Below are 24,993 nucleotides of genomic sequence, written 5' to 3'. Positions count from 1 at the left end.
GATGGTCTATCTACCATTAAGAAAACTGCGCGTTGCGTTGCCAACCGGCGCCTTCTCTTTGCACCATCCCTTTGCTTGATAGCTCAAGTAATAAGTGGACGGCTAAGCCGATAGAAACACCGGCACGCCTAGCAATAATCTCTGTTACCTCAGCTTCTAAACCTAGAGAGTCATAAATTCGGAGTTCGTTCCGGGTCAACTTCTGCACAGCATTAGGGGCGAACGATATCTCGTATTGCTCATTAACGTCGACCTCGCCAATTTTAGAAATCAAGGCCCGGATCTCATCTGCACTGCAGACTAGTTCCGCCTCATGGTTTCGTATCCGTTCATGGCACCCAAGAGAGCCAACGGTAGTAATTGGACCCGGCACAGCCATAGCCACGCGCCCTAGAGCGCTTGCCCAGCTCAGCGTATTTAATGCACCTGATCGCCACGCAGCTTCTACTGCAACTGTCCCCAGAGATAAAGCAGCTACCAATCTATTACGAGTAAGAAAGCGATGGCGGTGCGGAGACAGACCTGGCGCATATTCGCTCACCATGCATCCTTTTTGCATAACGGCACGGAACAAGCCGGCGTTGCTCGATGGGTATGCTTTGTCCAGCCCTCTAGCCGCTACCACGATTGTAGTTCCAGATCTATTAAGCGCTTCTGTATGCGCTTGCGTATCTATGCCCAAGGCACCACCGGAGACAATCGAATACTGATGATCTACCAAACCAGCCACCAGGAGCTTCGTTGCTTCCCTTCCGTATGTACTCACTGCGCGCGTTCCCACCACCGAAACTGACTGCTGCGTGCATTCCGATACGTTTCTTCCTAAAACCCACAACGCATGCGGCATCACCGCATCCTCTTGATATGAACGGTTGTGGTCACTCTTTCCAGATTCGGCAAAGCTAAATGCACTATCAAAAAGATGGCGGGGCCATTCATCATCCTCTGCAGTGATAAGCCGACCACCAAGATCTGAAATCCGATTCAGATCCTCTTGCGCGTTATCGCAGTGGCAGCGAGCCTGTGTTGATCTCAAGAGTGCCGCGCCAAGCCAAGTTTCACGGTTTTTTACTGCGTGGGCTATTCGCTCTGGGTCAATCCCTTTCCGTAACAACCGCTGAAGTTCTCGGTTCTGCCCTTCAAATACTCGCGATAAATACGCCCATGCTTTCAAACGGTCGTTCATACCAATGCCCCCCAATGATTGATCATCGCGTAGCTCCAGTGCTTGTGCTACGTGCCCCAGGTCAGGAATAGCTGCACCATCTAAATCACTGAGCGTCCACGCCATTTTTAAAGCTCTATCCGCACCTCGATGGCTTATACTTCCGTCGCCAAGGTAAGCCGTAAGGAGCGCCATTCCCGCAGAATCTGCCGGAAATTCTCGACGCAACACGTGCGGATTCATCGCCGCATTTGTTTGAACACCGTACCCTGCTTTTTGCCAACGAAACCTCGCGCGTTCTCTAGCCTCCGACACCCGCTGTGCAATCGTGGAACTTGATTCCTCATATCCAGCAGACAACAACGGTCCCTTTGATTGAGTTCGGACAATAATATCGATCCGGTCGCGCAACGGACCTGATACGTTGCTCAGGTAGTTTCTCCGTACTGTAGAGGGGCACCTGCATTGAACAGGATCTTCAACTGCACAGCGGCACGGATTCGCCGCCACAACAAGCTGAAATCTCGCTGGAAAGCGTATTTCTTGTTGCGCTCGCACAAAGTCGCACACATCCTTCCTCCATAGGGGTACGGAGACAATCCAATATGCGGGCGGGAATTTCGCTTACCTCATCAAGAAAAAGAACGCCTGTGTGAGCAAGACTCACAGCCCCAGGTCGCGCATTCCCTGCACCACCGCCTAAAAGAGCAGCCCGGCTCACAGAGTGGTGCGGAGCAACAAAAGGAGCATGTGTGGCAAGACTCCGAAATGTTTTTCCAACGACTGAATGCACAGCCATCGCTTCTAACAATTCTTCAGAATTGAGTGGAGGGAGAATCGTGGGAATTCGCTCCGCTATCATCGATTTTCCACTCCCAGATGGGCCGATCATAAACAAATTATGTCCACCCGCTGCAGCTATCTCCGCAGCACGCTTAGCCTCAGGTTGCCCAACCACATCTGCTAAATCTTTTCCGTTTCCAATCGAGTACCCGTTCTTTTCCCCATGAGCGCTATTCTCCCCTACTGACACTGCAGATTATCCGCGCCTCTTAGCCATTCAAGAACTGCGGAAATAGTAGGAGCAACCAAGACTTTGATATCTGAGATGCTCGTTATCACTTTCGCTTCTTCAGCGTTTCCAACTGGTATAACAGCTGTTTTAATCCCCTGGTCACGCGCAGCGATCAGCGCTGGGACTACACCGGGGACAGCCCTGATACCGCCATCTAATGCTACTTCTCCAAGGAGCATCGTGGACTCAAGTCGTCGCAACGCTGGCAACCGCGTATCTGCAGCGCACAGGATCCCCATGCACATAGCTAAATCGACCTGTGAACCAGACTTTCGCAACGAAGCCGGAGACAAACTAACGATCACTTTTTTTAGGCCATGCCAACCCTGAATTCTGCACGGCTGTCTTCATACGATCTCGTGCTTCAGCAATCGCAGCATCCGCAAGCCCTACCACATATGTGCCGGGAAGCCCTGGGCCTATGTTTACTTCTACGGTCACAACGTAACCTGTTACTCCCGCGATCGCTGCGGAAAGAGTTCTAGCAAGCGCCACGATCGATCCCTTCATAACAGGTAATCTGCACAGAAGAGTCTCTGGCTATACAGACAACAATCGCATCGAATCGAATGTCTAACCATCTTTTATCCTGTAGCCATAGATACGCCGCCTTGCGCATTTTTCTGAGTTTCTTAGCTGTAATAGCCTCCCCTACCCCATAAAGCGGTGTGGAACGAGTTTTTACCTCAACAAACACAAGGCATCCGTCCGGAGCCTCAAGCACCAAATCAAGTTCTCCTATTGGAAATAGTGCATTACGTTCCACTACCGCGTAGCCCTTGGCTTGGTACCACTGAGCGGCAATCTTTTCGCCTTCCTTCCCCAGTACAAGATGCTGTGGATGCTGTCCGTGGGTAGGCGCATGACTAGAAGTGGCTTTCATCTTTATTCCCTATTTTCTTAGGCTGCACTGTCGATCAAGGCTTTAAGCTGCCTCGGTTGTGCAGTTGATCATGCGATAAAATCCGTGTTTTTCAGTAGCTACCGGATAAAAGCTCTTGGTATGTGGATAAGTTCTAGTTACTTACGCACGCTATCCACATGTTCATCACAACAGTCACGCGCTCTTGTGGTCTTTCCATTTTTATGCTTAGCCCCCCAGCGAACTTCATGACATAACGCCAAAATCTACGCCACAGCAACCAGTACTTAACCTGATGCGTACTATTACGCACCCCCTGAATAGTGAAGTTTTCCATATTTGTTCCGCGCATAAGCCGAACATAGTTATGCTGACTCATACATCTATCCCCACGGGTGCCCGATGGAATCGGGCTGAGAAGAACACTGTCACCGTGTTCGCACCGTTCGAACCTGTCTGGTTAGCACCAGCGTAGGAAGCGAGATATAGCCAATGTCGGTTACCCCTGAAGAAAACCATTTCAAGCACTCTTACTCCCCCATTCTCCGCAATGGCCTAGCTGTTCCTGAAACTGAAATCGCATTAGACGATTCCCCCAGCGGCCCCAATGAACCTTTCCCCGTCTACCGCACACGCGGTCCAGAATGCGACCCGGTGAAGGGGCTTCCAGCTCTGCGTGAAGAGTGGATTGAACAGCGGGGAGACACACAAAAGTATCAAGAACCTGTTCGGGTTGTACCCCGCCCGACGCAGCGCCTCCCGCGCGCAGGCACGCAGCTGCGGCCGGACGGAAGTGGTGATCTCGCCGGTGACGATGATGCGCCTGCCACTCGCCATGACCTCAACGGCCACGCGTGCCGCCGGGTCGCAGGTAAGGATGTCATCGAGGATGTGGTCTGCAATCAGATCGCACAGTTTGTCGGGGTGGCCGATACACACAGATTCAGCACTTCGCACTACAGACACGCGAGGGCTCCTTTCACAAAAGCGAACAACAACAAAGCACGCCCGGTATCGGGCAGGCAGGAAACGAAGTACGTAGGGCCAGAGGCGTTAGGAGGAGGCTTTGAGCAGCTGCTCCATGACCTCATCGCCCGGCGTGGTGCCGGAGTAGTCGGAGGTGCAGGTCGCGCGCACGATGTCGAAGATCTCGTACCAGTACACGTTGGCCTGCTTGCCGAACGACTGCGACATGGCCACGAACGGGCTGGTGATCGCAGCTCCCGTGGTGGGGTGTTTGCCGAGCAGACCGAACTTGGAAATCGCCTGCCCGCACTGGATGTAGCGGGCGAATGCCTGCGCGTACTGCTCGATGAGGCGTTTGGAGACGAACTCGGTACAGCCCCGCGCATCCAGCCAGTTCCAGGTCTCTCGGTAGACCAGGTCAGCGCCGAGCGGTTTGCCATCACGCTGCTCGGCGGACAGGTATTCGCCGGGTTCGGGCATCGGCTCACCAGCGAGCAGCGCACCGTCACCAATATCGGTGCCATCCAGGTCGAACACATCCAGTTAGTTCTGTTGGGGTTGTCAGTCGTGTGGCTGGCCGACCGGCTGCGAGCTTGTCGTTCAGCGCCTCGGGTTTTGCCCCGGCGCGCACCCTGCGTCCGCCACGGTTGGTGCCGTCTTTGGCCATACAAACCTCTTCGTTCAGGTTTTCGTAGAGTAGTGGTCATGAGTAGCCAAAAGTTTTCTCGCCGCACGCTCAGCGCGTTTCGACAGCTGACTACTCAGATACCGATTCGTTCGATAGAGACGGCTTTCGAAGATGAAGGTTTTACCGCTGATCCACTAAATGGCTACGAGGACTCAAGTGAACGGCGGGTGCGGACCGAACAGTACCTATCTGCCATCGTTTTTGATGATCCGTTGGTGTATCCAAGATTGATTCGAGCGATGGAAGTCGTCCTAGAGCCCATCGCGCCCTGTCATACGCCCGGCACCCAGCCGAGCGACTGGGCCCCTTTCGTGAAATACATGCGAGAAGATGGGTGGATTGTCGATGAGACAGGCTCCATCTCTGCCTTGCTGCCTTCAGCTGCGGCGCTAGTCGAGTCCATGACAACTATCAGCGACATCAGCGGGATTGAAGAAGGAATCACAAGGCTGCAGACGCTCACCGATGATCCTGCAGCCTCTATCGGGGCAGCCAAAGAGCTGATGGAATCAACAGCCAAAGTCCTACTCCAGGAGCTGGGAGTTAATTTCGATTCAAAGACACTCATCAACACCGTGCACACCAAACTCGGTCTCGATCCCAGCAGCAACGCCGACGTGGACTCTGCGACATCCCTCAAGCGGATACTTGGAGGCGCCAAATCAGTCGCCCTAGGACTCGCAGAATTCCGCAATGCTGGCTACGGAACCGGGCACGGGCAGCCAACCGCGAGGCGCGGACTCGGGCCACGTCATGCACGTCTGGCGATTCACGCCGCGGTACTGTGGTGCGACCTGGTTCTTTCTACCTTTACTGACCCGGCAGCCCCGTGGAGAAAATAACAGCATCGGCAATACCCTGTTTGATTCGGAAACTTTGCGCACGGTTGGCCCCGCCCGCTGAGGAGCGCGCCAGCTGTGGAGATCCGCTCGCCCCCCCTCGGCAAACGCACCACGTCGCCACGTGGTGGGCGAACGGGGTCGAGGTCGGCACAGGTGAGGGTCGGCAGGTAGGCCGCGACAGGCGGGCACACAGCGCCTTTTAGTAGCTGTAGACCCGAGGGGCTTGCCGCCACCGGTCACCATCGAGCGCGGACTGGTGCGAGTGGCACGGCTTGCACAACGAGCGCAGGTTCGACTCGTCGTGGGTGCCGCCATGTTCGAGTGGGATCACGTGGTGGACCTCAGCGACCGGCGTGTACCGGCCACGGGCCAGGCAGTCCTCGCACAGCGGGTGGGCTTCGACGTAGGCCGCGCGGATCTTTCGCCACCGGTGGTCGTAGCGACGGTTGATCTTCGGCTCGCGCTGGTACTTGCGGTAGCGGGTGTCCTCGGCGCGAGCGTGCTCGGGGCAGAACCTCGTGTCGGTCAACTGCGGGCAGCCGGGCTGGGAGCACGGGCGCTTGGGTTTCCTCGGTATCCGTCTCACCGCCCTCGTCGCTAATGGCAACGACCCCCAGACGGACCGCGGGGATGCGTCTGGGGGTCGGGACCTACTTTTCAACCACTTACAGCATGCGACAGTCACACCCTGAAAGTCATCCCCTGTTTGCGACACTCATGCGCGCCAATGCTCAGTCTCTGCCGAACAAGAGACGCGCAAAGCGGGCAAGGGCGCGCTGCTTCTTGGCGAAGGCCGTCTTGCGTTCGACGTAGAAGTGCTCGGCAACTTTGACGGCGGCGTCCTCAGCGGAGAGGTAGTCGAGAAAGAAGACCTCGAGGACCAGCCGGTCATCGTCGCTGAGGCTTTCCCAGGCCGGGTTGAACCAATCCATGTAGGCCTGCGCTTTGAGGTTGCGGGCTTTGATCGCGTCGAGGTTGTCGAGGATCGAACAGACTCTCGCTTCACCGGCCTGCGGGTTGTTGCCCCGTGGGAGCCCGTCGAATCGGGGTGTTCCGACTGAGGTCAGTGAGGCTTTGAGCTCGTCGGCGTACCCGTCGCCTTGCTGGAGAATGACAGCTTGGGTTGCGTAGTCCTGGAGGACGCCGATGGCGGCTTTGCGGTAGTCGAAGTAGTCCCAGATGGGGTGGTCGTTCATGAGTGTGCCTGCTTTCCCAGAGTGTCGGCGACCGCATTAATCCACGCAGCCTGTGTCGTGTCTTTGTTGTCCAGCGCGACCAGTACCGCCTCATCGAGGGTGTGGTCTGCGGCGAGGTGGGTGATCGTCACCGGCTGGTGCTGTCCCTGCCGGTAGAGCCTCGCGTTGGTCTGCTGGTAGAGCTCCAGGCTCCAGGTCAGGGAGAACCAGACCAGGAGGTTGCCGCTTTGCTGGAGGTTGAGCCCGTGCCCGGCTGAGGCTGGGTGGATCAGCGCCAACGGAATCCCTCCCTGGTTCCACTGAGTGATGTCGGCGCTGGTTTTCAGCTCGCGGGCCTGCGGGAACCGTTCGGTGATCCGCTCACGGTCGTGTTTGAACCAGTACGCCACGAGCAGCGGCTGGCCGTTGGCCGCCTCCACGAGGTCTTCGAGCGCGTCGAGTTTGCGGTCGTGCACCACCAGCGGCTGGCCGTCCTCGTCGTAGATCGCACCGGAGGCCAGCTGCAGCAGCTTGCCTGAGAGGGCTGCGACGTTCGCGGCGTCGATGACCTGCCCGTTGAGGTCGAGCACCATCTCATCTCGCAACCGCTCGTAGGCTTTGCGCTCCTTGGGTTCGAGATCGACGAGCTTCGTGGTGACAGTCAGCTCAGGCAGACGCAGGTAATCGGTGGTGCGCATCGACAGCGTGATGTCACTGATCGCCTCGTAGATCTCGTCCTCAGCACCCACCGGGTGCGGGCTTGTAGGTGAAGATCTGCTGGCCGTTTCGCTTGTCAGGCACGAACCAGCGGTTGCGGTAGTGGGTGATGAACCGTCCGAGGCGCTGGCCTTCATCCAGCAGACGGAACTGCGCCCACAGATCCATCAGTCCGTTGGATCCGGGCGTGCCGGTCAGCCCCACGATCCGGGTGACCAGTGGCCGCACGGCCGCCAGAGCTTTGAACCGCTGCGCCCGATGGTTCTTAAACGAGCTCAGCTCGTCGATGACGACCATGTCGAACGGCCAGGCTTTGCCGAGGTGGCGCACCAGCCAGGGCACGTTCTCACGGTTGATGACGGTCACCATGGCCTCGGCGGCAAGCGCTTCCACCCGCTGGGCCTTGGACCCGACGGCGACTGCGACGGTGAGCCCTGCCAGGTGGTCCCACTTGGTGACCTCGGCAGGCCAGGTGTCGCGGGCGACCCGCAGGGGTGCCACGATAAGGACCCGGCGGGCATGGAAGGAGTCCAGCAGCAGATTCCAGATGGCCGTCAAGGTGATCACCGTCTTGCCCAGACCCATCCCGAGAAGGATCGCGGCCTGCGGGTGGTCTTCGACAAACCTGGTGGCATGTCGTTGGTAGTCATGCGGCTTGTAGTGCATCAGCCACCTCCTGGATTGCGTCGATGCTGTCGACGACGACCGCATCAACGCCGTGATCCTTGAGTTGCTGGATGCGGCGGCGTTGGATGGGGCGAGGGAGGCGTCCGGGTGCTTTGAGCTCGACGAAGATGACGCGTCCGCGATGGATGCAGATGCGGTCTGGAACCCCTGCGGTGCTCGGTGAGGTGAATTTCCAGCACAGGCCACCAATCGCCTCAACGGCTTGCTTCAAGTGTTGTTCGATTGCTTGCTCGTTCATGGTTGTGTCCTCTCTTGTGAGAGGCCCATGACGACCTATGACGATGCGATATGAACTTTTCCTAAGGGCTATGTTTTATGCCCTATAGCAAACTCACATATGGGTCGTCATAGGTCGTCATAAGGCCCGTCTGGCTTAGTTGTCGAACTCGTTCTTCAAGGCCAAACCGCGGACGAACATGCCGTGCATCGTCTTTTTACGTGTGAAGCCGTGGTGTTCGACGGTGGCGTTGAAATCGACCATGGGGCGCGCCCCCACCCGGAGGTCGACATCGCCCACGCCCGATAGGTCTGGTACAAGTCCCCGGCCCGTTCCGACAGCCCAGGGTCGACGTCGCAGTGGGCGTCGAGGAACTGGGCGAACCAGTTGTTCTCTTCCCGATACGCCGCTGATGCCTCCACAACTCGTGCCGGGGCGATGAGGTGGTAATCCTCGGCGTGGATGAGGCGGGCGCCCTCTATGATCCAGGTCAGGATTGCGCCACCTGCCTGCTTGTAGAGATGGTCGGCGTAGTTCTTGATGTCGCTGTTGCCTTCGATCTTGGCTTCGAAGGGGATGACGATGAGCCTGCGCCAAATCCCTGCATCCATCGCCCCCACCCTGGGCAGGTGGTTGGTGTAAAGGATCAAGGTGTGGGAGGGGGTGAAGGCGAAGGGGGCCTTGTATTTCTTCTCTGCGTAGATCTGGTCGGTGGAGGCGAGTTGTTTGACCACGGAGGTGGGGACATGCGCACGCCTTCTTCGGATTCGGCGGAGATGATGAGGCGCTTGCCCTTGGCCTCTGCCAGCTCAGGTTTGACGTTGCGCATCCCACCGATGGTGAGCACATCGGCGCTCATGTTGCCTGCGTAGGTACCGAGCACGCGGGCGATGGTGTTCCAGAAAGTGGATTTGCCGTTGCGGCCATCCCCGTAGGCGATGACGAGGGCTTCGACCATGACTTGCCCGATCGCAGCCAGGCCGACGATGCGTTGCACGTAGGCGATGAGCTCAGCGTCGCCTTGGAAGAACACCTCGAGGGCTTCTTGCCACAGGTGCGCGCCGTCGGTGCCTGGGTCGAGGCTGGTCTGCTTGGTCACCAGATCCGCCGGGTCATGGTCACGGCGCGAGCGAGCCCCGTGGCGCAGATCGTAGGTACCTGATGGGGTGTTGAGCAGATACGGGTCTGCATCCAACTGCTCGGGGGTGGTCAGCAGCATGGGGCGGGCCTCTTTCAGGCAGTTGGTGATCCCGCGCGATTCCCGGCGCTTGAGCGCGTAGGCCGCATAGGTTTTCGCGTCCTCGAAGGCGGCGAACGCCTCCTGTTGGGCGGCGTTGAACATGGCCTGGGCTTTCGCCTTCGACATCGACGCCAACAACATGGCAGCCCCCGTGGCGGCGAGCTGGTCTTTGGCTTCTTCGAGCAGCTCGTGGGCTTCGGCCAGTTGGCGCTCGGTGAGCTCCTGGGCGACAGCCTGGGCTGCAGGGGCCGATTCGTACCAGACACTACGAAAGTAGACGAGCCAGTCGGTGGCCTCCGAGTAGCGCAGCGAGTCCGGGTAAGCCTTGGTTAAGGCTTGGGCTTGCCCGACGTCGCTGTAATCGGCGGGGCGTACCGAATCCAGGCTCGCCTCAAAATCCTCTGGTGGCACATACCCGGGCTGGTTCTCGACCGTCTTGGCGAACCGGGTGGCCGACCGCCAGATCGACTCCACCTCCGCTTCGGGCAGCGGCGGGTTACAGCGGGCGGCCTTGCGGTCAAACAAGGCGCGTGCCTCATCGGTCGTGCCGAGGCGAATCAGCAGCCTGCCAGCAAACCTCGACAGGGTCGCATTACGCGAACCTTCCTCGATGGCCTGGGTGGCGTCATCCCACTGGGCGAACAAGTCCTCATCCACCGCGTCGGCAAGCCAGGCGTCGATGGTGCGTTCGCCCTCGACCACGGTGATCTGCGGAGCATTGTGGCCGTAGATGAAGCGTCCAGCGTCGATCGCGTTGGGGTCGAAGAACTCAAACCTGGAAGCAAGCTGCTTCTTGAGCCCTGCATAGGCCTCAGCATCAGCCACGGGGTCAATTGGAAAGTAGACGTGGAAGCGGGGTCTTGCCGACTGGGCACCTTTCGCTCTCTGGTGGTTCCTGCTGGTGGCGGTCATCAACGCCACACTCGCCAGCCGCTTAGCCAGCGATGCTGGGGTGACCCATTCGGCCTGCTCGTCGGTGTGGGAGTTGTCGACGTCCATGACCAGGCAGTTCGAGGTCACGAAACTGCCAACCGAGCGCCTGCCACCCACGTACTCGGCAACCACATGATCCAACCTGGCGACCGCTTCGAGGTCGGCTGCCGTGGTCACAGTGTGCGAATTTGGGTAGTGGGCGTTGTTTTCTTGGCCTGCCACCTGCGCGGTGAACATCGTCATCGCCTTCATAGGGTGACCTCCTCAAAGTCAGCGTCGAAATAGGTGATCGGCATCTCGAGGTGGTGGGCCCATTCGATCTCGGCACGCATCCCTGCCGAGACGCGGCCGGTGTAGACCCAGATCGCCTCGCACTTGGTCAAAAGAATCCGGTTGAAGAACATCGCCAGCTCACGCTCGCTCGCGTCGGCGTCGTCCATGAACTGCGGGAACAACAGGTGTGGCGCGAGCGGAATCTTGTGCCGTAACACCGCGTGAGCACACAATGCTCGAGGCTCGAGCCAACTCCACGTTGCTCGCGACGTCTCCGGAGTACGGGGAGCAGATGTACACCAAGGGCCGGTAGCCGTACTCGGCGCGTTGAAGATTCTTCAGCGCTTTGAACGCGGTGGGGTCCGGGTAGCCCTCCGTGTTGTGGGGCGAGAAACCCAGGTCGATGTTGACAGCGGTCGAGGTCATGCTGCACCGCCGTCCTGCTCGATGACCGGCAGCAGACCGAACTGGTTCTTCAACAAGTCATAGATAAACAAGCGACCCTTCTGAGTCCAGTACATGTGCGTGCGGGTCTTGCCTTCGTCGTACTCATGCGTCTTGGACTGCGTGTAGCCCTGCTCGGCGAAGCGGGCGTAGAGGAACCAGCGGCCGGACTGCCTGAACTGAACCCCGGCGTCGTGCAGCAGCGAGTTCAGCTTCTTTGCCGACAACCCATAGTCTTTCGCGATCTCCGTGATGGTCAGCAGCGAATCCGACTGGAGCACCACGTCGTAGTAGGAGACTTTCGGGGCGGCCTCAAGCAGGGCTTGCTCGGCTGCCAGCCGCTTGGCCCGCTCGGAGCGAAGCTGGATGATGGCGGGCTCGAGGAACTCGTCATCGTCCAAGAGCTCGTCGATGGCGTACACGCCATGGCGGCGAATCGTGGGTAGGACCTCGTCGACAACCCAGGCTTCGAAGTCCTGGGCTGCGGGGAGCTTGGAGGAGAAGATGAGCCGGTACCGGTCACCTTCGGTGATGAACCGGGCTTCTTGAGTGTGCCCGAGCGCGTCGACGATGGGGTAACGAAACGGAACCCCACGGCAATGATCCTGAATCACCTTGCTGGTATTGGTGTATCCAAGCGCCGTGACCACATCACGGCCACAGAAATAAACCTTGTCCTGATGCTCGACAGTTCGGATCGTTCCAAAGGCATCGTTGGTGAATACCTGAAGATCGCTAGTAGCCATGTCTGGCTCCTTCTAAGAGCCAGGATTGACGTGAATTCCAGCAAGCCACGGGTGCGGCCGCGTCGGGCTCTCACGCATACGCCCCTGAGCGTGCAAGAATCCGGACACCGGGTCTTGCTGAAGAATTCAGGCCCCCACTCACATGAGAAGCTTGCGTGGTGATCCAGTCCGATTCTTTTTCTCAACGCTCGACTATCCGCAATATTGCGGATGTCCTGGCTAGTACTGATTTGCCGGGCCTAACCGGAAGCCAAATCGACGAACTTCTCCACGACATTGGAGCACCACCGCGTGTTGCCGGGAATAAGCGAGAAGGACTGTTTGGCGCGCTTACGGAGGGAGTTACCCCAGCGCAAGCAGGTCAACGCACTCGTGACTTCATCGCGGTGGCGATGAGTCCGACACGGTATACCACCGATCGTCGGCGTTGGGATGATTTGCGTCGTTTGCTCAACAAGGTGCTGGTCACCGAGGGATGGCAGATCGACGATGCTGGCCGGTTGACCAAACTCGCTGAGGCGGCACGCACATTCAATGATATGATATCGAGCGTCTCACCAGCTCTCCTGTGGAGGAGCTTCAGCGGCGCGGTACCCACGAACGCCTGCTGGAGTATTGCAGCCGAGAACTGATCGCCGAGTCTCTGTTCCACGCGATATCCGAGGCAGCCAAGTCGATTCATGACCGCATCCGCGTCCTTACTGGCTTTACAGATGATGGTCAGGAGTTGTTCGACGCAGTTTTGGGAACAAATAATTCTGCCCCCGAGCTAGTGATTAATAGCTTTTCCACGGAGTCGGAAAAATCAGAACACAAGGGATTTAAGAACCTGCTGATAGGAATCCACGGGCACTATCGCAATCCCCGTGCTCACAAAACCCGACTAGGTAGTGAGGAAGATAAGCATGACTTTCTCGATGCTTTCAGCTTGTTCTCCTATGTTCATCGTCGCCTCGATTCCGCCCAGATTTATCAGTCTTTCCGGTAGAAATCGCACGAGTACCCGTCTGCCGCCAGTGGCAACCCTGCAGCCCAGTCGGGCGTACTGGCCATGAGGTCGCAGATCTCGTCCACGGTGGCCGTGGTGGTTTCCACGACGATCTCGTCATGGACGTGCATGACGATCCGATGCCCAGCGTCAGCGACTTGGTGCATGCCGAACATGAGCAGGTCTCGGGCGACGGCCTGGACGATGTTCTCAGTGAGTTTCCCACCGTAGGTTTCCAACTGGCCCCACTTGCGACCCGTCGTGATGCCCTCGTGAGTGATGCTGGTGCCACCGAACCTGTTCTCACCTAGCTTGGGTTTCACATAGGCCAGGCGACGTCCGGAGGGGAGGGCGATGAACATGATTCCGGACTCCACGGTGAAGGTCAGCTCCCCGACGCTGGTCGGCTGGCGGGTGCTGATCGTCTCGATGGCGGCGGCATTGATGTCGGCCCACAGCTGCACAACATTGGGGTTAGCTGCCCGCCACGCATCGACCAGCGGCTGAAGCTCGGATTCAGCGAGCCCCATCCGCAGCGTCCCCCATGGCTATCAAGGCACCGACGCCGCCTTGATAGCCGCAGTTCACTGTTCACGCCATCCTTGTCAACGGGGACACCAAACATGCGCGAAGCGGTCTCGCAGTACAGATCCTTTCCGTCACGGAAGGCCTGAAGAGTGGTGGTTTCACCTGCAAGCCACACAATCACCCGCGCCTCGATCGCAGAGAAGTCAGCCACCACGAACCGGTGCCCATCAGCGGGGATAAATGCGGTGCGGATGAGCTGAGAGAGGGTGTCGGGCACGGAGTCATAGAGCAACTCCACCGCACCAAAGTCTCCGATCCGCACGAGTCCTCTGGCCTCGGCCAGGTCGGGCAGGTAGTTGCGAGGCAGGTTCTGGACTTGAACCAGGCGGCCTGCGAACCTGCCAGTGCGCCCTGCCCCGTAGAACTGGAGGAACCCCGCCCACGACCATCACGACCTGCCACGTGCTGCATCGCCTCGTACTTCTTCACCGAAGACTTCGCGAGCTCGCCACGCAGCTGCAGGACCTCGCGCACCTGGCCGGTAGCCGAGTCGAGTGCGGCGGCAACTTCGTCTTTCGTCAATGACTGCAGGGGCGTGCCATGAGCGGTGAGCCATTCCTTGAGCTTGATCGGCGAGTTCGGGTTGTCGAGCCCCGTGAGCTCTTGCGCGCGAGCCAGCGTGGCTACGCGGTGCTGCCGATCGCACTCCACCGCACGATCGACCAGCGTCTCGTCGAGGCGGATGCCGGTGTCGTTGATGCGCTGGTCAAGCGCGTAGGTGTCCCATTCGGACACGGGGAGCGGGAAGTCGGCCAGCCGGTCATGGATCGCCAGTTCGACCTCGACGTCGCGGCGGTTATAGGAGATGAACTGTTCCCACCCGTCTGGGTCGGATGCAGGCAGGTGACGCATCCCGCCCTGATTGAAGACACTGGGTGTGGCCGGGGTGCAAAAAACGGGTGATCAGCTTCTTACCCGCACTGTCTTTACGCATCGGCAGATGAAGGACGGTAGCGACTTGGTCCAGGCTCCTCGGCAAGCCCAGGTACGCAGACCACACCATCGTGCAGCGCCACTGGGCAGGATCCAGAAACCTGCGGCCAGCCATGAGGTTTGGGTAGAGTCGGGCTAGCCAGCTTGAAAGACAGACACGCTCGAACGCGGCATTGAACGCCCACTTCACCACACCCGGATCCGCCAGGCCATGGAGCACCTCCTCCGGTAGTTCTTCTCCAGAGGCGAGATCCACAACCTCGACTGGGCTACCGTCGATCGAGTAGCCGAACAGGAGGAGCTCGAAGTCGTCGTGGTCGGCGTAGGGGTACATCCCGGATTTCGCCAGGTTCACTGGCGAGAAGGTCTCGATGTCAATGAAGAGTTCACGCATGCGCGACAGCTCCTAAGAACAAGGGCGCTGGGAGGAACCACACCCCAGAAGTGGGCGTGGTTCCTCCCAGCACGGGTGAAGGGTTAGCGGTCGTGGTCAGCGCGGTACTTCTCGAGTTCGGCCTCGGTGTCAGCCATGAGCTTGCCGATGTGCTTGCGATCCCTGCGGGTCGCCCACCTGCTGACCACGAACGAAGTGAGTTCGAGGATCACGAAACTCAGGAGAAGGCCAATGAAGCCGTAGAACAGCGTCGTGTTGTTCGCGGCAAGGGCCGCTTCGTAGCACTCAGTCATGTCTGTGTCCTTATCTCCTAGTTGAGGAAGTCATCCGACGCAGTACCGAAGCCACCGAAGTCGGCTTCGGTACTGATGCGGTTGCCGCCGAGCGGTTCGCCATCACGCAGCTTCTGAATGTTGCCCAGTCCGCAGGCGATACCCCGATTGCCGTTCGTGTTGAACGCGTAGAACGAAATGCTCACGCGTGCGTAGCAGCCGGAGTAGACCTCGCTGGCGCCCAGGATCGGCTGCAGGTCCGTACCCACGACCTGCGGGTTGGCGTTGACGAACATCGCGTTCGCATAGGCTTCGTCGTCGCGCTCGATGTCGCCGTCGCGCAGCGGGAGCTTCAGAGCGGCCTTGTTCGGTCGCTTGCCACCGAACTTGCCAATCCCGGCATCGATCGCCGCGTCGATGGTGCGTTCGATCTTGGCCAGGGTCTCGGTGTCGCCCTTCGGGATGATCAGCGACACGCTGTACTTGGGCTTGCCGCCCTGGATGGACTTTGCCTCAAAAATGTTGGCGTAGCTGAGTCGGACTTCGCCGGTGACCACACGGGTCGGATTCATTGTAGACATCTTGTCTTACTTTCTTTCTCGTTCGTTACTTGATTGCAGTGAATTCGTTGGCCGCTGACTGGATCTCCAGTGCGGGCCTCTTGTCGGATTCGGGCACCAGCGTGGGCTTACCGGTTGGTTTGACCACGAGGTCCCCGAGGAGCTCGGTGAAGCGCTTCTTGCCCAGTTGTTTCTCCAGCACGGTGATGGTCTTGAGCTTGCGATCCCACACGTCGACACCGGCTGCCTCAGCGGCCGTGGCGACAGCGGACTCGTCGGAGTATTTTCGGATTGAGCGGCCTTCGACGAGCTTGAACCCGGGCCAGGTCTTGCCCTGGTTCACCGCCAGCGACAGCGCGTGCGCTTCCACATCGGCAGCCCACGCCTTCAGGTTCGGCAGCTGGGCCAACACCTGTGCTATCTCGGCATCGGTGAGCTCGGCAGGTGGTGCGAACTCATGCTTGGCAAGCGCAAGGTTCGCCTCAGCGCGCGTCCGACAAGTCGGCACGAGCTTGCAGAACCGGCACCACTCACCAGGAGCGAACTCGCCATCCCCGCTGGCAGCCAACGCGGCACGAGGTTTCACCACCTGTTCTGCCCACGCCTCCAACTCGGCCACCGGGATCGCCCAGGTTGAGACGTTCGAGCGCCTTGGCTGGAAGATCGTCACCGCCACTTCGGTGATGTCGTACAGCGACCCGAACGCGTTCACCGCTCCCAGCGCATACAACATCAGCTGCGGATTCTGCTCGGCTTCGACCATGACACCCTGGCCGTACTTGAGGTCGATGATGTGCAGGACCGGCTCGGCGATGATGACGCAGTCCCCGGTGCCGAACCCACCCGGCACCACGTGGGAGAAGTCCAAGCACTGCTCGATGAGCACTTGCGGATCAGCACACGCCTGGCGCACATCGCGCAGCCGCTCTTGAACGAAGGCCAGGGAGTCATCAGTCAGGGTGTCCATCTCCGCGTCATGCCAATCCGAGACCGGCTTCGTGGTCGGGGCGTCATGCAGGGCGCGGCGCAGCTTCCACTCTGCGAGCTCATGGGCAGCGGTGCCTTGCTCAGCCGCCTGCGAGGAAGACTCCGGCAGTCCGGCCTCCAGGATTGCTGACGGTGGGCAGGCCAACCAGCGGTGCGCACCTGAGGCGCTGAGCAGTGCGTGCTGGTCAGGCATCAGCGATCGCCTCCGCCTGCTCCAAGAGCCGCCCGTACTTGACCGGGTCAACCTCGGAGAGCTTGTTCGCTCCAGCGGCCTGGATCAGCTCACGCACCTGCGCGGTATGGCCTGCCTGTGACAAACGAGCCAGAACCGTGCGGACCTGCTCCAACGTCACCGGCACAACCTCCGGGGCCGGTGCCGGGGCTGGCGGTTGGCTTCGTGGTCTTCGGCTGCAGCTTCCAGCGCAGGCTGGGCGAGCTGAGCTGCGGCGATCGGGCGAGCACCCGACATACCAGGGTGATCCTCGAACGACTCCCACGCGGCCTCTTCGATCGCAGAGGCCAGCATCGTGACCCCCTCCGCGATCCGATTCAGCGCTTGGATGTAGCGGTTAGCTTCGGTGACGTTCACGCGGCATCACCACCACTCCGGGTAACACCGACCCGCGCGAGCCAGCGCCATGAGATCGTCGTCTGGACGGATGATTTCCACTGAGCGGACCTGGTTGCCCGGCACGAGAACGGTGAGATGCTGGGGGTTTCCGAGCAGCTTGCGGGCGATCCTGCTTCGGATGCTGACCTTGCGGGTAGAGACCGCAGCGTCAGGTTCGGGCTGGTCAGTCAACGTGACCTTGAGACGATGCTTGGACATCGTTTCCTCCTTTTGAATCAGAGTGCGCGTCGGTTTGTGCTGGCCTTCATGTGGGCCGGGCACTCATACGCCCCCGACGGGTGCCAGATCCAGACATTCCTGCTCGATGAATTCCTGAAGCTTCTTCAGAGCTCGCTTGACCGAGCGCCCGATGCTGTTCGCTCGCTTGGTCACATCGGCTTCGTCGGCACCGGGCAGCTCCTCACGCGCGATCTCGACGAAGGAGAGCCCCTCAAACACGTGCAGGCGGATGTGTTCGGCTTGCTTGGCGCTGACCTGAGCCAGCAGCCAATCGACAACCAACTCGCTGTCGACCTGGTCCTCATGAACCGAGACGTTCAGATACTGGGGCCCGTCATGGACCTCGACTTCCCAGTCGCTATAGGAGAGGTCGCCACGATTTCGAGCGTTCTCAGCGGCACGAAAACTGCGGTAGGCCGTACACAGATACGCGACTTTCCACTCCGGCACGTACGTCGGGCGTAGAGCAAGGCGAGAACCTCATCGGCGCTCAGGCCAAGTTTTTCGTCGCCAACGGGTGGGTCGACGAGCTCGATCCACGCATAGTTCTGAACGCCGTCCTTCGAGGTGGTCGAAGGCACGTAGATCTGGGTGTAGACCTTGCCGCCGATCATCTTGGTCCGCACGGAGTACGGCTCGCTGGTCCTTCTATTTGGTTGTGTTGTCAAGAGAATCCCTCCTGAGGAGGGAGACCCGCTTAAGTAAGCAAGCTCGATGTCGACGGTTCAGAAGGGATGGGCAGAGAAACGAGAAGGCAGGTACCCGTAGGTCGGATACCTGCCACTTGCTTCTCTTACGCGTCTCCCTGGTGGTCGACGGCCTTGTGTGATCAGCACGCGGCACCTGTAGGTCACGGAACCGTCGTGGCCACTCAGGTCCCGCAGCCGTCTAGGTCACTCACAGAGCGTCCTAGACCCCTTCGAAGGGCATCAGCGGTAGACTCAAGATCATGATCTCTAGGTACTCAGCGGACGCCTCCGGAAGTACTTCGAGACTAAAAATCGGGCGAGAAAAAGTCCTTGTCCCGGTTTTGGTGCTGTTTTGGTCCTCTTTTCCCGAGGGAGGTTGTTGATGAGCCAGTTGTGCTTCGCGACTTTCGCGCGCGCCCTGCAAAAGGTGCTCATCCAGCCAGCAGCGAGTTACACCACTCCGACTAGGCAGGGAGGCAAGAATCCGTCGACGGCGCGACCAAAGATGACTTCAACTGACGCCTACCTCGTGGAGGTCCTCTTGCGCTGGATTCAGGACTTCGCCCCTGTTACGGACAAAGACGGATGGGACGTGTGGCGCACACCTAAGACAGTAAGTAAGTGGGCTACTCAAGCAGGACGTCGAGCTGCACACCGGCTTCGGGCCCGTTCTGAAGCAACCTGGACTACGTGGGGCTGCACGTGAAGCGTTCGGCAAGATCTCCCATGACATTGCGCCCATGCGCGAGATTGACTTCAAAGCCGAGCTGATCGAACTGATCAAAGATGATCCTGAGGTCAGTGCCGCCGCCGAAGAACTGCTGTACACCGCAGACCAGGATGACGTGTCTTTTTATGCCGATACGTTCCTATCTGCCATTTCAAGACCAAACAAGAAGTGAGACAACAACGGCGCAGTGACCAAAGCGGATGTCGTGCTTGCCGCCCGCAATGGAGACTTGTGTCCTGTCTGCCGCAAAGAGCGACTGGTGAAGACCGTCAGAGGCGAACGGCGACCATTCTTCGAGATTGTCCCTTTCACCATTGACGATGGCAGCTCTGAAACTGACCGGGAAGCAGTGTGTGTCAAGTGTGCCAAACTCGTCCCCACCAATGACACGTTGCTTGAACTGTCTGATGTCGTAAACAAGCTCCGAGACATTCGAAATCGCCGGATCGCCGCAACAGCCATTCAAGACGCCGCTCTCAATTCGCAACTCCACCCGGCGATCGCCTCTGTCATCGAAACGCTTGGGGAGCGCATCGTCACCGGAACCATCCCGAAACTGACGATGGACGCGGTACGAATCGCTGAAAAGGTCAGGCCCGAGTACTTTGAGCTCGCCGAGCGGATCAAGATCCACGTCTTGCAGTGGTACCGCATCATCGAGCAAGAGTTCCGCGCCCTCGAAGGCAGCAGGGGGCGCAGCAGATTCGACGCGATAGCCGGGCAAGTCGCCGACTTCTACGCCGAGGCGTCCCGGCACACTGATGACCAGCAGGCGATATTCGATCAAGTTGCTGATTGGATCCACACCAACTCCGACTCGACGAACCTCAGCGCATCGATCATTGTGACGTGCTTTTTCGTTCAAAACTGCGAGGTGTTCGATGCGATTGCCTAGCAAGGTCACCCCCCTACTCGCAGTCCACGTTGAGCCAGTTCCCGCCGATCCTGAAGAATCTGTCCGAACAAGATCTCAGCTCCGCCGCCTTATACAGGAAGGTCAAATCGAAGTTCGCGGACGTGGACGAGTTCGCCGACACTTTGGACTGCTTATTCGCACTCGGCCAGATCGAGCTGCTCTACCCGGAGGAGGTGCTCCACTATGTTGGTCGAGTTTGACAGTGACGCGTTCTTTCACGACGAACAACGTCCTGGCCCGCTGCGCCTGAGCGAAGGGCTGAACACGGTGCTCGGTACTGAAAACACCGAGAACTCCATCGGCAAATCCACCACGCTATTGGCCATCGACTTCTGCTTCGGCGGTTCTGACTACATCGACAAAGCCAAAGACGTCATCAAGAACATCGGCCATCACGAGATTCGCTTCGCGTTCCTCCTCGGCGGAGAGATTCACCGTTTCCGGCGAGCTACCGACACGCCGACAGTGATCACCCTCTGCGATAGGAACTACCGTCCGCTGCGCACCATGACACTTGACGACTTCAAGGGCTTTGTCGGTACCCAGTATGGACTTTAAGATACTGGTATCAGTCTCCGTCAAGCAGTTAGCAACTTCTTCCGCATCTGGCAACGAAAGAACTCTGATGTCGACCATCCACTCCTTGCACACCCCGAGACACCCAGGCTGACGGCGTCAAGCGTCTACTGATGCTGTTTGATGAGTACACCAAGCTTCAAGGCTTCATGGCTGCCAAGGATGAGGCTGTTCGAGAGCTTGATTTGTTCAATGCAGCCGGGCGGTACTACGACATCCCCCGAGCGAGGAGCATCACCGAGGTCAAGAACAACACCCAACGAATCGAAGACCTCCAGACCGAACGCGACCAAGCAGGAATCCGCGCAGGATTGACGGCCAAGGACTACATTTCAGCCCAACAGGCAGCCATCAACGAGGTGCAGGCAGAACGCGAGCCCTTGCTGCGTCGCTTCAACCAGCTCGGTCGACAAATCAACGCCATGCGACGAGCCAAGGGCATCTCATCCGACGTCAGCCTGACTAAGAAGTTCGATTCCTTGCGCGAGTTCTTCCCAGAAGCAAATATCGAACACATCGAGAGCATCGAACACTTCCACCGCAGCATCCGCCAGGTTCTGGACGCCGAGTTCAAAGCAGAAACCAAGCAGTTGGAAGAAGAACGTGGGCGAATTCAGCAGCGTCTTGGACAACTCAACTCCCGGCTCGAGGAACTCTCCGTCGCGCCCACAGCGACACAGGCCGATATCCGTGCCTACAGTGAACTCGATCGCCAGGTTCGTTCACTCCGCAACGCAAACAAGGCATTCTATAACGAGCAGCGACTCACGGCAGCCAAGAAGCAAGCCTCCGAGGCACTCGACGAAGCATCCGCATCGATCCTGAAGGACACCGAACACAAACTCAACGAAGCGATGCAGCGCATAGATGGGGAAATCACCCGTGAGGAACGAACCCCACCAAGCATCCAGATTCCAGCGATCGACAAATACTCCTACGAGATCGAGAACGACTCAGGAACGGGCTCTACTCAACGTTGCCTCATCTCATTCGATCTAGCAATGCTGGAAACAACGCTTCTCCCTGCAGTCGCACACGATTCGATGCTCGTCCAACCCATCGAAGACCAAGCATTCGACGGCATTGCGCAGGTTTATGCGCGCCAGAAGAAACAGGTTTTCCTTGCGATCGACAAGATCAGCCGCTATTCGGCTGAAACCCAACAGATCTTGACTAAGTCAGCATTCATCCATCTTGAACACGGAAGAGAACTCTTTGGCCGGTCGTGGAGCAAAAAGAAGAAGAGGAAGACTAACGGCAGTGAGTAAACGAATCGAGTTCGACCTCCAGGTCAGAGCCTCCTACAAGCCCTTGTGGAAGCTGCTGGTGGACAAGGACAAGCTCAAGCAAGACTTGCGTGAGGAAGCCAAGCTTTCATCCACGTCGATGGCACGACTCAACAATGGAGACAACGTCACCACCGACGTGCTCCTGCGCATCTGCCAGGTCCTGGACTGCCAGATCGGCGACATCGTCCAAGTTATTCCTACTAATGAATCGAAAGAACAAAGCGAATGAGCCAACTGAGATCTTTTATCTGGGGCACCGCCGACATTCTGCGAGGCCCCTACAAGGCAAGCTAGTACGGCAATGTCATCTTGCCCATGACAATTCTGCGCCGTCTTGACTGCGTCCTCGAAGAGCACCGCCACCATCGAGCCAATGGTCGAGCGCTTCGGCAACAATCCTGAACTCCTGTCCGCACAGGTGCAGCGCGCCACCCGCCTGCCGTTCTACAACACCAGCCCCTGGACGCTCAAAACCCTACTCGGAGATCCCAAGGGAATCGAAGCGAACCTGAAGCACTACGTGAACGGCTTCTCCGACAACATGGACGTTTTCGAACGCTTCAAGCTCGCCGACGAGATCGCCACTATGGCCGAGAAGAACATCCTCTACATCGTGGTAGAGCGCTTCTCCAACATCGATCTACACCCCAAGACAGTCACGAACGCCGAGATGGGCGACCTCTACGAGTACAGTACCTCATCCGCACGTTCAACGAGTCCTCCAACGAGGCGCCAGGTGAGCACTTCACCCCGCGCGACGCCATCCGACTCCTCGTGGATCTCGTCTTTGCTGGCGACGACGAAGCGCTGAGCACCCCAGGCGCCATCCGGTCGATCTATGATCCCACGGTCGGCACAGGAGGAATGCTCTCCATCGCAGAAGAACACCTGATCGGCAGCAGTGACAGGCCCGGCCTGAACCCACAAGCCCAGCTTCGCCTTTACGGACAGGAATGGAACGATCACTCCTATGCGGTGTGCAAGTCCGACCTGCTTATCAAAGGTTATGACTCCAGCAACATCCAGCTCGGCGACACGCTCGCCGACGACAAGTTCGCTGGACAGACCTTCGACTACTGCATGTCGAACCCACCGTACGGCGATGACTGGAAAGCCAGCCAATCGGCCGTCATGGAGGACCTGAAAGAGCTTGGTAGCTCTTCTCGCTTCTACGCTGGTGGCGATAAACCCAAACAGAATGTTCCCGCCGTCAGCGACGGGCAGATGCTTTTCCTCCAACACGTGGTGAGCAAACTCCGCCCCAAAGTCAAGGGCGGTGGCCGGGGCGGCATCGTCATGAACGGCTCACCGCTGTTCAATGGCGCTGCGGAGTCAGGGCCGTCCAACATCCGCAAATGGCTGCTCGAACATGATCTGGTGGACGCCATTGTGGCATTGCCGACCGACATGTTCTATAACACCGGCATCGCCACCTACATCTGGATCGTCGACAACAACAAGCCCGAAGAACGTCAGGGCAAGGTGCAACTGATCGGCGGTACCGACTTCTACCAGAAGATGCGCAAGAAACTGGGCGACAAGGGGCGTGAAATTAGCGAGGACAACCGCGCCACGATCGTCAAGCTCTACGACGACTACGTTGACACTGAACACTGCAAGGCAAGATCGTCCCCATCGATGAGTTCGCCTACTGGCTCGTCACGGTGGAGCGCCCCCGGCGCGACGAACACGGCGAGGTGATCACGAACGCTCGTGGCAAGAAGCAACCGGACACAGCGCTGCGTGACACCGAACGGGTACCTTTCACCTACGGTGGCAATACCCAGGGTGACGGCGGGCGGCAGGAAACCATCCAGGCATACTTCGATGCTGAGGTAAAGCCCTACGTGCCAGACGCATGGGTTGACGAGAAGAAGACGAAGATCGGCTACGAGATTCCCTTCACCCGGTTCTTCTACCGCTACCAGCCACCACGACCACTCGAAGAGATCGACGCCGAGCTCCACCAAGTGACCACGGAAATCCTGCAGTTGCTTAACGAGGTGACTGAATGACAGTCAATAGCGCGGCTCAGCGTGCACTTCCGCTCTTTGCCGTATTTGAAGAAACCGCCGTCAAGAACGATGGAATGGCGGAAACGAATCTTCTGTCTCTTAGTTACGGAAGAATCGTGCCGAAGAGTATTGATACCGTTGGCGGGCTACTGCCTGCCTCGTTTGAGACCTATCAGATAGTGAATCCGGGCCAAATCGTGCTCAGGCTCACCGACATGCAGAATGATCAAAAAAGCCTGCGATCCGGTCTTGTTCAAGAACGAGGCATTATTACTTCTGCGTACTGCGCCCTCCAAAGCAGAAGATGGGGCGAAGGATGGAATCGCTACTTTGACTACTTTTTTCACGCGCTGGACGTTTCAAAGCAACTCTATTCCCTAGGCGGTGGCGTACGTCAGTCCTTAAAATATGCGGATATCAAGCATGTTCAGGTCTTGATGCCATCGGAAAGCACTCGAGACAAGATTGTTCGTTACCTCGATGTGGAGACGGCGAAGATTGACCACCTCATCGCTAAACAGCGCGAGCTTCTCAAACTGCTCGATCTTCGCAACGAGGCACGCTTGCACGAGGCGTTCACGGGGTTCACACCCTTGAAAACACTTCCGTTGAAGCGTTTACTTGTCAAACAATACCGACCGGTGGTTGAAGGGGCTGGCGTCGTCACTGCTTTTCGTGATGGCGAGGTAACACTGCACTCAAACCGTCGGGAAGAAGGGTTCACTTTCTCAGAGTCGGAAGCTGGATATCAAGGAGTAGTTGCGGGCGACCTGGTGTTCCACGGCCTGGACGGCTTCGCGGGTGCCGTCGGTATCTCTGATAGCAACGGCCAGTCGACACCCGTTTATCACGTCTGTCGGCTCCGTAATGATGATGACAATCTTCATTTCATTGCTTACTTGCTCCGATATCTGGGTAATAGCGGATTCTTGGCTACCCAAGCACCAAGCGTTCGCCAACGTGCTGTTGACTTCAGGAATTGGCAGACCTTTGGTCGGATTCCGCTTTCGCTGCCCCAAGGGAAAGTGCAGCAAAGGATTGTGTCTGAGCTAGATGAGAGCGCGAAAGCGCTGCTTGCTGACGCTAGGGCAACAATTGAGCGTGCTTTGGGACTCTTGCAGGAGCGTCGTTCGGCGTTGATTACGGCTGCGGTGACAGGTCAAATCGAGGTTTAAG

General features: G+C 58.2%; 34 protein-coding genes, 5 pseudogenes and 1 riboswitch. Of the genes and pseudogenes, 14 read left to right on the top strand and 25 right to left on the bottom strand.

The window, feature by feature from the left end; translation table 11 throughout:
- Nucleotides 1-16: 16 nt before the first annotated feature.
- The 3 genes and pseudogenes from dprA to ET810_RS02270 form a co-directional block, all read right to left on the bottom strand.
- Nucleotides 17-1,186: a DNA-processing protein DprA gene (dprA, locus tag ET810_RS02280; RefSeq protein WP_087454910.1), complete on the bottom strand. Its 1,170-nt coding sequence runs from the start codon at nucleotides 1,184-1,186 to the stop codon at nucleotides 17-19.
- A 21-nt stretch (nucleotides 1,187-1,207) separates the two neighbouring features.
- A pseudogene (locus ET810_RS02275) lies at nucleotides 1,208-2,735 on the bottom strand (YifB family Mg chelatase-like AAA ATPase); the annotation flags it as partial.
- Nucleotides 2,722-3,123 (bottom strand): YraN family protein, encoded by a 402-nt coding sequence (locus ET810_RS02270; protein WP_087454190.1) that lies wholly within the window; start codon nucleotides 3,121-3,123, stop codon nucleotides 2,722-2,724. The pseudogene ET810_RS02275 and the gene ET810_RS02270, both read right to left, overlap by 14 nt.
- Nucleotides 3,124-3,483: 360 nt before the next feature.
- A riboswitch (TPP riboswitch) is annotated at nucleotides 3,484-3,598 on the top strand.
- Here ET810_RS02270 and ET810_RS02265 point away from each other — a divergent pair.
- Nucleotides 3,595-3,819 (top strand): annotated as a pseudogene (locus tag ET810_RS02265) (phosphomethylpyrimidine synthase ThiC); the annotation flags it as partial. Its footprint overlaps the riboswitch before it by 4 nt.
- A gap of 66 nt (nucleotides 3,820-3,885) precedes the next feature.
- Here the strand turns inward: ET810_RS02265 and ET810_RS12385 are convergent.
- Together ET810_RS12385 and ET810_RS02255 are read right to left on the bottom strand one after the other, a co-directional pair.
- A pseudogene (locus tag ET810_RS12385) lies at nucleotides 3,886-4,041 on the bottom strand (S-adenosylmethionine synthetase N-terminal domain-containing protein); the annotation flags it as partial.
- A 114-nt stretch (nucleotides 4,042-4,155) separates the two neighbouring features.
- Nucleotides 4,156-4,605, bottom strand: coding sequence for a P27 family phage terminase small subunit (locus ET810_RS02255; RefSeq protein WP_225870106.1), 450 nt, complete (start codon nucleotides 4,603-4,605; stop codon nucleotides 4,156-4,158).
- Between the two features lie 168 nt (nucleotides 4,606-4,773).
- Between ET810_RS02255 and ET810_RS02250 the strand changes: the two genes are divergently transcribed.
- A complete protein-coding gene (locus ET810_RS02250) occupies nucleotides 4,774-5,598 on the top strand; it encodes an abortive infection family protein (RefSeq protein WP_087454192.1) in 825 nt (274 codons plus the stop codon).
- Nucleotides 5,599-5,797: 199 nt separating this feature from the next.
- On the opposite strand, the gene ET810_RS13395 is transcribed toward ET810_RS02250, so the two are convergent.
- Nucleotides 5,798-5,929 carry an HNH endonuclease gene (locus ET810_RS13395; RefSeq protein WP_233426026.1) on the bottom strand — a complete coding sequence of 44 codons (132 nt, stop codon included), beginning with the start codon at nucleotides 5,927-5,929 and terminating at the stop codon, nucleotides 5,798-5,800.
- On the opposite strand from ET810_RS13395, the gene ET810_RS13390 reads away from it, so the two are divergent.
- Nucleotides 5,912-6,199 (top strand): hypothetical protein, encoded by a 288-nt coding sequence (locus ET810_RS13390; protein ID WP_233426027.1) that lies wholly within the window; start codon nucleotides 5,912-5,914, stop codon nucleotides 6,197-6,199. The two genes, ET810_RS13395 and ET810_RS13390, sit on opposite strands and share 18 nt — an antisense overlap.
- Before the next feature lie 130 nt (nucleotides 6,200-6,329).
- Here the strand turns inward: ET810_RS13390 and ET810_RS02240 are convergent, their stop codons facing one another.
- The 9 genes from ET810_RS02240 to ET810_RS02215 form a co-directional block, all read right to left on the bottom strand.
- On the bottom strand, nucleotides 6,330-6,794 hold the full coding sequence (locus ET810_RS02240) for a hypothetical protein (protein WP_087454193.1): 465 nt from the start codon (nucleotides 6,792-6,794) through the stop codon (nucleotides 6,330-6,332).
- The gene (locus ET810_RS13385) at nucleotides 6,791-7,522 is read right to left on the bottom strand and encodes a DEAD/DEAH box helicase (RefSeq protein WP_225870081.1); all 732 of its coding nucleotides are present in this window, start codon (nucleotides 7,520-7,522) and stop codon (nucleotides 6,791-6,793) included. The genes ET810_RS02240 and ET810_RS13385 overlap by 4 nt, the downstream gene beginning before the upstream one ends.
- Nucleotides 7,512-8,156 (bottom strand): SNF2-related protein, encoded by a 645-nt coding sequence (locus ET810_RS13380; RefSeq protein ID WP_225870080.1) that lies wholly within the window; start codon nucleotides 8,154-8,156, stop codon nucleotides 7,512-7,514. The genes ET810_RS13385 and ET810_RS13380 overlap by 11 nt, the downstream gene beginning before the upstream one ends.
- Nucleotides 8,137-8,415 carry a VRR-NUC domain-containing protein gene (locus ET810_RS02230; RefSeq protein WP_216605257.1) on the bottom strand — a complete coding sequence of 93 codons (279 nt, stop codon included), beginning with the start codon at nucleotides 8,413-8,415 and terminating at the stop codon, nucleotides 8,137-8,139. The genes ET810_RS13380 and ET810_RS02230 overlap by 20 nt, the downstream gene beginning before the upstream one ends.
- 155 nt (nucleotides 8,416-8,570) lie before the next feature.
- The gene (locus ET810_RS12360; protein WP_225870079.1) at nucleotides 8,571-9,128 is read right to left on the bottom strand and encodes a phage/plasmid primase, P4 family; all 558 of its coding nucleotides are present in this window, start codon (nucleotides 9,126-9,128) and stop codon (nucleotides 8,571-8,573) included.
- Nucleotides 9,041-10,819, bottom strand: coding sequence for a primase C-terminal domain-containing protein (locus ET810_RS02225; protein ID WP_225870078.1), 1,779 nt, complete (start codon nucleotides 10,817-10,819; stop codon nucleotides 9,041-9,043). Before ET810_RS02225 ends, ET810_RS12360 begins: the two co-directional genes overlap by 88 nt.
- Complete coding sequence (locus tag ET810_RS12355; RefSeq protein WP_455709002.1) at nucleotides 10,816-11,058, bottom strand: DUF7768 domain-containing protein; 243 nt, start codon at nucleotides 11,056-11,058, stop codon at nucleotides 10,816-10,818. Before ET810_RS12355 ends, ET810_RS02225 begins: the two co-directional genes overlap by 4 nt.
- Nucleotides 10,979-11,266: a DUF7768 domain-containing protein gene (locus tag ET810_RS12350; RefSeq protein WP_225870076.1), complete on the bottom strand. Its 288-nt coding sequence runs from the start codon at nucleotides 11,264-11,266 to the stop codon at nucleotides 10,979-10,981. The genes ET810_RS12355 and ET810_RS12350 overlap by 80 nt, the downstream gene beginning before the upstream one ends.
- Nucleotides 11,263-12,030: a phage antirepressor gene (locus ET810_RS02215; protein ID WP_087454195.1), complete on the bottom strand. Its 768-nt coding sequence runs from the start codon at nucleotides 12,028-12,030 to the stop codon at nucleotides 11,263-11,265. The genes ET810_RS12350 and ET810_RS02215 overlap by 4 nt, the downstream gene beginning before the upstream one ends.
- Before the next feature lie 155 nt (nucleotides 12,031-12,185).
- On the opposite strand from ET810_RS02215, the gene ET810_RS12345 reads away from it, so the two are divergent.
- Together ET810_RS12345 and ET810_RS12340 are read left to right on the top strand one after the other, a co-directional pair.
- A complete protein-coding gene (locus ET810_RS12345) occupies nucleotides 12,186-12,662 on the top strand; it encodes a hypothetical protein (RefSeq protein ID WP_225870075.1) in 477 nt (158 codons plus the stop codon).
- Nucleotides 12,599-13,018, top strand: coding sequence for a TIGR02391 family protein (locus ET810_RS12340; RefSeq protein WP_225870074.1), 420 nt, complete (start codon nucleotides 12,599-12,601; stop codon nucleotides 13,016-13,018). The genes ET810_RS12345 and ET810_RS12340 overlap by 64 nt, the downstream gene beginning before the upstream one ends.
- On the opposite strand, the gene ET810_RS12335 is transcribed toward ET810_RS12340, so the two are convergent.
- From ET810_RS12335 to ET810_RS13370, 10 genes and pseudogenes are all read right to left on the bottom strand, one after another.
- Complete coding sequence (locus tag ET810_RS12335; protein ID WP_225870102.1) at nucleotides 13,003-13,518, bottom strand: DNA polymerase family A protein; 516 nt, start codon at nucleotides 13,516-13,518, stop codon at nucleotides 13,003-13,005. The two genes, ET810_RS12340 and ET810_RS12335, sit on opposite strands and share 16 nt — an antisense overlap.
- Entirely contained in the window at nucleotides 13,404-13,898 is a 495-nt protein-coding gene (locus tag ET810_RS12330) for a DNA polymerase (RefSeq protein WP_232251714.1), read from the bottom strand. The genes ET810_RS12335 and ET810_RS12330 overlap by 115 nt, the downstream gene beginning before the upstream one ends.
- A gap of 504 nt (nucleotides 13,899-14,402) precedes the next feature.
- The gene (locus ET810_RS12325; RefSeq protein WP_134873838.1) at nucleotides 14,403-14,894 is read right to left on the bottom strand and encodes a hypothetical protein; all 492 of its coding nucleotides are present in this window, start codon (nucleotides 14,892-14,894) and stop codon (nucleotides 14,403-14,405) included.
- Between the two features lie 122 nt (nucleotides 14,895-15,016).
- Complete coding sequence (locus tag ET810_RS02200) at nucleotides 15,017-15,226, bottom strand: DUF1049 domain-containing protein (protein ID WP_087454196.1); 210 nt, start codon at nucleotides 15,224-15,226, stop codon at nucleotides 15,017-15,019.
- 17 nt (nucleotides 15,227-15,243) lie between these two features.
- Nucleotides 15,244-15,786, bottom strand: a complete 543-nt coding sequence (locus ET810_RS02195; RefSeq protein WP_087454197.1) for a DUF2815 family protein — start codon at nucleotides 15,784-15,786, stop codon at nucleotides 15,244-15,246.
- A 25-nt stretch (nucleotides 15,787-15,811) separates the two neighbouring features.
- Complete coding sequence (locus tag ET810_RS02190; RefSeq protein WP_134315950.1) at nucleotides 15,812-16,945, bottom strand: DUF2800 domain-containing protein; 1,134 nt, start codon at nucleotides 16,943-16,945, stop codon at nucleotides 15,812-15,814.
- Nucleotides 16,938-17,341 (bottom strand): annotated as a pseudogene (locus ET810_RS02185) (hypothetical protein). Before ET810_RS02185 ends, ET810_RS02190 begins: the two are co-directional and overlap by 8 nt.
- Nucleotides 17,342-17,347: 6 nt before the next feature.
- A complete protein-coding gene (locus ET810_RS02180) occupies nucleotides 17,348-17,581 on the bottom strand; it encodes a hypothetical protein (protein WP_225870073.1) in 234 nt (77 codons plus the stop codon).
- Between the two features lie 63 nt (nucleotides 17,582-17,644).
- Nucleotides 17,645-17,884, bottom strand: coding sequence for an RNA polymerase sigma factor (locus ET810_RS13375; RefSeq protein ID WP_425290648.1), 240 nt, complete (start codon nucleotides 17,882-17,884; stop codon nucleotides 17,645-17,647).
- A 35-nt stretch (nucleotides 17,885-17,919) separates the two neighbouring features.
- Nucleotides 17,920-18,270, bottom strand: a complete 351-nt coding sequence (locus ET810_RS13370; protein ID WP_425290647.1) for a hypothetical protein — start codon at nucleotides 18,268-18,270, stop codon at nucleotides 17,920-17,922.
- Nucleotides 18,271-18,673: 403 nt separating this feature from the next.
- On the opposite strand from ET810_RS13370, the gene ET810_RS12320 reads away from it, so the two are divergent.
- From ET810_RS12320 to ET810_RS12300, 9 genes and pseudogenes are all read left to right on the top strand, one after another.
- Nucleotides 18,674-18,997 (top strand): hypothetical protein, encoded by a 324-nt coding sequence (locus ET810_RS12320; protein WP_225870072.1) that lies wholly within the window; start codon nucleotides 18,674-18,676, stop codon nucleotides 18,995-18,997.
- Nucleotides 18,998-19,031: 34 nt separating this feature from the next.
- Nucleotides 19,032-19,193 (top strand): hypothetical protein, encoded by a 162-nt coding sequence (locus ET810_RS12315; protein ID WP_225870071.1) that lies wholly within the window; start codon nucleotides 19,032-19,034, stop codon nucleotides 19,191-19,193.
- Between the two features lie 15 nt (nucleotides 19,194-19,208).
- The gene (locus tag ET810_RS12310) at nucleotides 19,209-19,916 is read left to right on the top strand and encodes an ABC-three component system protein (protein WP_225870070.1); all 708 of its coding nucleotides are present in this window, start codon (nucleotides 19,209-19,211) and stop codon (nucleotides 19,914-19,916) included.
- Complete coding sequence (locus ET810_RS13080; RefSeq protein WP_310795205.1) at nucleotides 19,871-20,137, top strand: ABC-three component system middle component 7; 267 nt, start codon at nucleotides 19,871-19,873, stop codon at nucleotides 20,135-20,137. Before ET810_RS12310 ends, ET810_RS13080 begins: the two co-directional genes overlap by 46 nt.
- Nucleotides 20,121-20,495 (top strand): hypothetical protein, encoded by a 375-nt coding sequence (locus ET810_RS12305; RefSeq protein ID WP_225870069.1) that lies wholly within the window; start codon nucleotides 20,121-20,123, stop codon nucleotides 20,493-20,495. The genes ET810_RS13080 and ET810_RS12305 overlap by 17 nt, the downstream gene beginning before the upstream one ends.
- A gap of 131 nt (nucleotides 20,496-20,626) precedes the next feature.
- Complete coding sequence (locus ET810_RS02160; RefSeq protein WP_225870068.1) at nucleotides 20,627-21,781, top strand: DUF2326 domain-containing protein; 1,155 nt, start codon at nucleotides 20,627-20,629, stop codon at nucleotides 21,779-21,781.
- Entirely contained in the window at nucleotides 21,774-22,031 is a 258-nt protein-coding gene (locus ET810_RS02155; RefSeq protein WP_087454199.1) for a helix-turn-helix domain-containing protein, read from the top strand. The genes ET810_RS02160 and ET810_RS02155 overlap by 8 nt, the downstream gene beginning before the upstream one ends.
- A pseudogene (locus ET810_RS02150) lies at nucleotides 22,028-23,817 on the top strand (type I restriction-modification system subunit M). Before ET810_RS02155 ends, ET810_RS02150 begins: the two are co-directional and overlap by 4 nt.
- Nucleotides 23,814-24,992: a restriction endonuclease subunit S gene (locus ET810_RS12300; protein ID WP_225870067.1), complete on the top strand. Its 1,179-nt coding sequence runs from the start codon at nucleotides 23,814-23,816 to the stop codon at nucleotides 24,990-24,992. Before ET810_RS02150 ends, ET810_RS12300 begins: the two are co-directional and overlap by 4 nt.
- Nucleotide 24,993 lies beyond the last annotated feature (1 nt).

It is taken from the genome of Corynebacterium silvaticum, assembly GCF_004382825.2.
Taxonomy (GTDB): domain Bacteria; phylum Actinomycetota; class Actinomycetes; order Mycobacteriales; family Mycobacteriaceae; genus Corynebacterium; species Corynebacterium silvaticum.
The sequence above is the reverse complement of the archived record's forward strand: the minus strand, read 5'-3'. Positions and strand labels throughout refer to the sequence as shown.